We start from the raw sequence: 5,390 nt of genomic DNA, 5'->3' as shown, positions 1-5,390 counted from the left end.
GCTACGGGCAAGGGGAGAACCCCTTAACCCCGACAGCCACATGCTGCGCATGTGAAAAAGTCAAAAGCCTGAAAGATAAAATCAATATGCACACTTTTATGTGGTCTACACTGTTTTTATGTACATTTATAATGGTGTTTCATCAATTTATGATAAAAATTGATTGAAAATCGTTCTTTAGTTGCATCGTATTAAAAATAGATAAATCATAATTATCTGATTTTATTTGCTTAAATTTTTATTACCGTCAAGGCATATCTTACTTTACGCGCAATCTCGGTTTGTTTTTGTCTGCTTGATACAATTAATTGCTTTACATCAATAAGATAGCAAATGTAGGATGTTATTAATCAATAACTTAAACGGCCGGCATTGAATGGTACGACATTCAATAAGCTGTTAGCTTACTTTTAAAACAAGGTTGTCAATGAACTATATAGACAGTGTAAAAGTGGACGGTTTCTGGGGTGAAAGAACTCTGGAGTTTGATTTCCATGATGACGTTAATTTTATTATCGGAATAAATGGATCTGGGAAAACAACAGCTATAAATATTGTTGTATCAGCATTGACTGCTAACTTCCATGAATTGGATAGGTTAGAGTTTAGCAAAATCACTATTAGACTTAAATCAAAAAGCAGCAGAAAAAAGCCATCAATTACAATCAGTAAGGCAACAGAAAAAGATAGACCGTTTTCATCAATTGTTTATGAAATTAAAGAATCGGCAAGTGAAAAACCATTAGTCATGTCTCTTGATGACTATGAAGAGCAAATGATGATAAGACGCTACCCTAGGCACATACTTGAACGGGAGCTATATCGAAGGCAAGGCTATAGTGTTTCTTCTTCACTAAAAAAATTATCAAACGTAAGCTGGTTATCTGTTCATCGCTCTAATGTGAGCCATGAGGACCGAGATTCCGATGAGCCAGTATCTAGTGTGGATCGAAAGCTCAAAGAGTTATCAAATAGATTAGTTAGATATTTTTCTAGTTTGGGTAAAGAGGCTTCAGAGCAATTTGTTAACTTCCAAAAAGAAGTTTTTCTATCAATGCTATACAGAAAAAGTAACAAACCATTTTTTTCTACAGCAAAAAAGATCGACATTGAAAATGAAAAGAAAGCTCTTAAAGGTATTTTTGAACAATTCAAAGTTGAACCTAAAGAATTTACAGGTAAATTAGATAGTCATTTCGATGCCCTAGGTAAAGCTCAAGAAAAGCTACATTCGCCTGATGAAAAGTTTGCATTAAACACGACAGATATTTCTGTGTTAATTGGAACTGAGCGAATTGATTACATTGTAGATGAATGGAATGAGTCAATTAAAAAAAGGGAAAATATTTTCCGACCAAGAGATACTTTTTTGAACATCATTAATTCAATGATGCAACGTAAAACATTTACCATTAACGATCGTAACGAACTACAAGTCACGACTCAGTCAGGTAAAGACCTCCCAATACATAGATTATCTTCAGGTGAGAAACAATTACTTATAGTTTTGGGAGAAGCTCTCCTACAGGAAAAGCAACCTTGGGTATATATTGCAGATGAGCCTGAACTTTCTTTACATATTCGCTGGCAAGAAAGCTTGGTTGAAAATTTAAGAGCAATTAACCCTAATTCACAAATTATTTTTGCAACCCATTCTCCAGATGTAGTTAGCATCTTTGATGAAAAGGTGTTTGATATGGAGAAGATGTTTTAATGTCATTTACGAGAACTAACACTGGAATATCGAACTTACCTCTTTTTTATGGCGCAGAAGTAATTGTTTATACCGAAGGTGGTAACAAATCTTTTTCGGTTCAAGAAGTAGAAGAGGGTAAATTTAACACTAAATCCGTGGATATTAAGTTTTGGAGTGGAGTTTTTAAAAGCTATAACTACAGTAAAAAAGTAGAATTTAGGGCACTTGGCTCTAAAACTGCGTCAAATGCTATTTGTGAGAAAATTATAGCCGGAGAAGTTGCAAACACTATAGTTGTTAAGGATAGAGATCTTGACTTTGATGATGTAAGAAATTTTGACTCACCATATATATTATTTACCAAAGGATATAGTTGGGAAAATGACGTTTTCACTAAGTTTTCAACTATAGAACAAATTGAAAGCATGCTCTTAGAACAAAGCATGCCAGACGAAATACTCCAAGAAATTGAATTTTCTTACGAGCAATTTAAAAACTTAGGGGGTAGGCTGTTAAGATTAGAGCTCATATTTAGAGAAAGTAATAAAAAATTCATTACGAATGTTAGCGGTGAGCGGTTTTTTGATCCTAAAAAGAGTTCGACCATAAATAAAAAGGCAATAATTTCATTTATTAATCTAAAAAAACAAGAGATATCTCGACCTGCTTTATTGGCCCAAGATACTTCAAATTTATGCCCTATTTTAAACAATTATGGGAAATTGCTGGCTAGTTTGTCTTTAAATATCATCTATTATATCTGCAAGCGGCATTCAGACTATAAATCTATACCTAAACAACTAGTAGAAATGACTATGATTGATCGATTTATAAATCAACAGTCGACAACTCCTGACGAATATTACTCCAGTTTGATTTCTAAGCTGGATGCTGCGTAAGCTAACACATATGAGCCTTCCGCCAGTTAATAGGCGAGCCTAAATAATTTGACTGCTTTGGCAGTCAAATAAAAATCAATCAACAAATTCATCTACTTCGTCTGTCATTTAGCTGTCAAATCGTCGTGCTTTTTAAAATAACAGCGTGCAAACACATATAGAGGCTATCTTAGTGCGATCTTATCGCTGCCTGACGCTTTTCATTCCTTTGAAATATCAGGGGCACTATCAAGTCAAAGCACTCGGACTTGGTGAGGTTGGTGTTTGAGGCGTTAATCATTGACAACCTACTCGATAAATATTTAAATGTCATATATCGACTACGAATGATCATTATTTGAGATGTGATTTTCTATTAGTTATTGATTTAAATGATTTTTAATTTTATTATGTGTCTGGTTCTTGGGTTCAAATCCCTATCCCTCCGCCACATTAAATATGAGAAAAGCCGTTGATTATCAACGGCTTTTTTTGTTTCTGGCGTTTGAGGGGCTCTCCATAAGGATTGACTCAGACAATGTATCTTTATCGAGCACCCAACAACGTATACTTCACACGTATCTGTTTATCCAAATATTTACGCGACAAGGGCTACCCCTTTGACGTAAAAGTCTCCTTACTGACTCGTGACAGAGCAGAAGCGGTCATCCGTAACATTGATGTTGCCGGAACACTCAAAAAAATCATCAAGTCTATTGACCATAAAACCCGTATTAATGACTTTATTCGCTACGTTGATGAGGTCATTAACCATCTCAGAGCTCAGTTTGATGCTGATGATTCTGATATTACGTTCAACATCACGCAAAAACCTCATTCCATACCAATCAGAGACACTAAGTTGTCAGAGCATCGTGAAACCACAGCTGTTGCGCAAGCAAAGCCTGTCTTAGCGTTAGATGAGGCGTTAACCTCATTTATTATCTCAAAACAAAAATCGGCTATTAGGTCGCTGTCTATCAAGCAACTTGAGCAGCGTACTAGGCATTTTATTGATACCGTATCATCAAAAGATAAATCAAGATCCAAAACTAACGCTGAGAGCAAATGTGTGCACGATATCACCAGCGCTGATGCGATGACCTATCGAGATGCTTTACTGATTCAAGGCCGAAGCTACAAAAGCAATAAAGAGTACTTAGCTGCTGTATTCCAGTTCTTTAAATGGTGCCAACTAATGAACTATTGCAACCACAACCCCTTTGAAAGCGTTACTGTAGGTCAAAAACCAAAAGCTAAACCGAATCAAGCTAGAGACCGCTGGACGCACATTGAACTTAAACGCCTACTTCGCAGCTCATCATTCAAGGCTTCAACAATCGATTTCAAGTGGGTCACCCGTTTGATGCTTTATGGTGGTTTAAGGCCCTCAGAAGCCTGCCAGCTCAAACCCGCCGATATCAAGCTAATCGACGGCATACAATGCATTAGCGTTGATGACAGTGGCGCTTTACAACGATTAAAGAACCTCAATGCCAAGCGCTATGTGCCAATTCATAACGCATTACTTGAACAAGGCTTTATGGCATTCGTTACTCAGCGAAAATCAACACATACCCAGCTGTTTGATTATAAACCCGTTGGTATAAACGAAGACTGGTCAAAAAACTACTGCAAACAGCTGGCAAAGCTTCAAAACGAAATAGGTATGCAAGCAAATAAGCGTCCAACAGCATACGGCTTCAGACACACGTTTATCGATGAAATGAAGCAACTGGATATCAGCGAGCACATCGTTGCTCAAATCGTCGGTCACGCTAATCCCAACATCACTTTCAGTCGTTACGGCAAAGATATAAACGTTGCAGCATTGCTTAAGGATATTGAGAGAATTGAATATCAAATTTGATGATCGGGTGTGGTTAATAAATAAACTTTAAACCTAAATTAACAATCTGTCTCGATTGGCAGTAACAGTGTCAGTTGAGGCACAAACACTGCCAAAGCTGTAATTATTTCGCTACAGCAGAGAGCGAATAATTAGGCTGTTGAAAATGGCTCGCAGTCAGTGAGTGCGAAATATAACAGTTTAATCAAACAAATGTTTCAAACATTGCTTATTTATTAAATTGTCTTAAATGCTCTGTAACCCAGATATCATCAGCTACAGGGTAGTGCGAAACAAACCTTTTTGCTCTCACTGAGAGTAAAAAAATTTGTGTTAAAGAGTGAGTAAGTAGTTTTAGCTAGACCTTTATTTTTTAAAGATATAGGGATTCTGCATTAAACCTGCTAAAACGTTTATGCCCCCAAAGTGTCAGGATAAATTAGACCCAATTTCAGTCATACTACAGAGTGGCTGCTGTAACGGTGACGATTCAAAGAGAAGAATTGATAATGAAGAATACTAAACTCAATATATTGCTCTCAAAATGTGACGTAACGGCACCAATACCTGATGACTTAGCTGAATGGCTTGATTCTCCTTCTGTTGGAAATGAGATTGTCACGGATTGCGAAGATACGCCCCTGAGTTCTGATGATGAGTATCGTGCAGCATTAAAGAAAATTGAAGGATTGTTTGATGCAATACCTAATACCGCGGAAGGTTCTGAGCTCGAAAAATGGATTTCATTAGTTGAAACATATGAAAATGAACACTTCCCAATGTAACTCACAGTTGCCCCATTCCTTGTTTGATTCTTTAGTGAACTCAACTTTATTACACCTCTTTTGGCATAGATTTGTTAATGTATACCAAAAGTTTAAAAGGATACTTTAGATGGATCTAGACAAGGCATTTATGCTTAAAGCATTGGAGGTATCTCGGGCTGCTCTGCCTGAGTGCCAACCAA

General features: G+C 36.7%; 4 protein-coding genes. All 4 read left to right on the top strand.

The features are described 5' to 3' along the window. The first annotated feature begins 427 nt into the window (after nt 1-427). Complete coding sequence (locus H5185_RS21070; RefSeq protein WP_182743083.1) at nt 428-1,714, top strand: AAA family ATPase; 1,287 nt, start codon at nt 428-430, stop codon at nt 1,712-1,714. Then, entirely contained in the window at nt 1,714-2,595 is an 882-nt protein-coding gene (locus H5185_RS21065; protein ID WP_182743082.1) for a hypothetical protein, read from the top strand. The genes H5185_RS21070 and H5185_RS21065 overlap by 1 nt, the downstream gene beginning before the upstream one ends. 517 nt (nt 2,596-3,112) lie before the next feature. Then, nucleotides 3,113-4,444, top strand: a complete 1,332-nt coding sequence (locus tag H5185_RS21060; protein WP_182743081.1) for a tyrosine-type recombinase/integrase — start codon at nt 3,113-3,115, stop codon at nt 4,442-4,444. Between the two features lie 488 nt (nt 4,445-4,932). After that, nucleotides 4,933-5,208: a transcriptional regulator gene (locus H5185_RS21055; RefSeq protein WP_182743084.1), complete on the top strand. Its 276-nt coding sequence runs from the start codon at nt 4,933-4,935 to the stop codon at nt 5,206-5,208. The last annotated feature ends 182 nt before the right edge of the window (nt 5,209-5,390 follow it).

The organism is Shewanella sp. SG44-6, from assembly GCF_014164185.1.
GTDB classification, from domain to species: domain Bacteria; phylum Pseudomonadota; class Gammaproteobacteria; order Enterobacterales; family Shewanellaceae; genus Shewanella; species Shewanella vesiculosa.
This window is presented reverse-complemented; position numbering and strand designations above follow the sequence as displayed.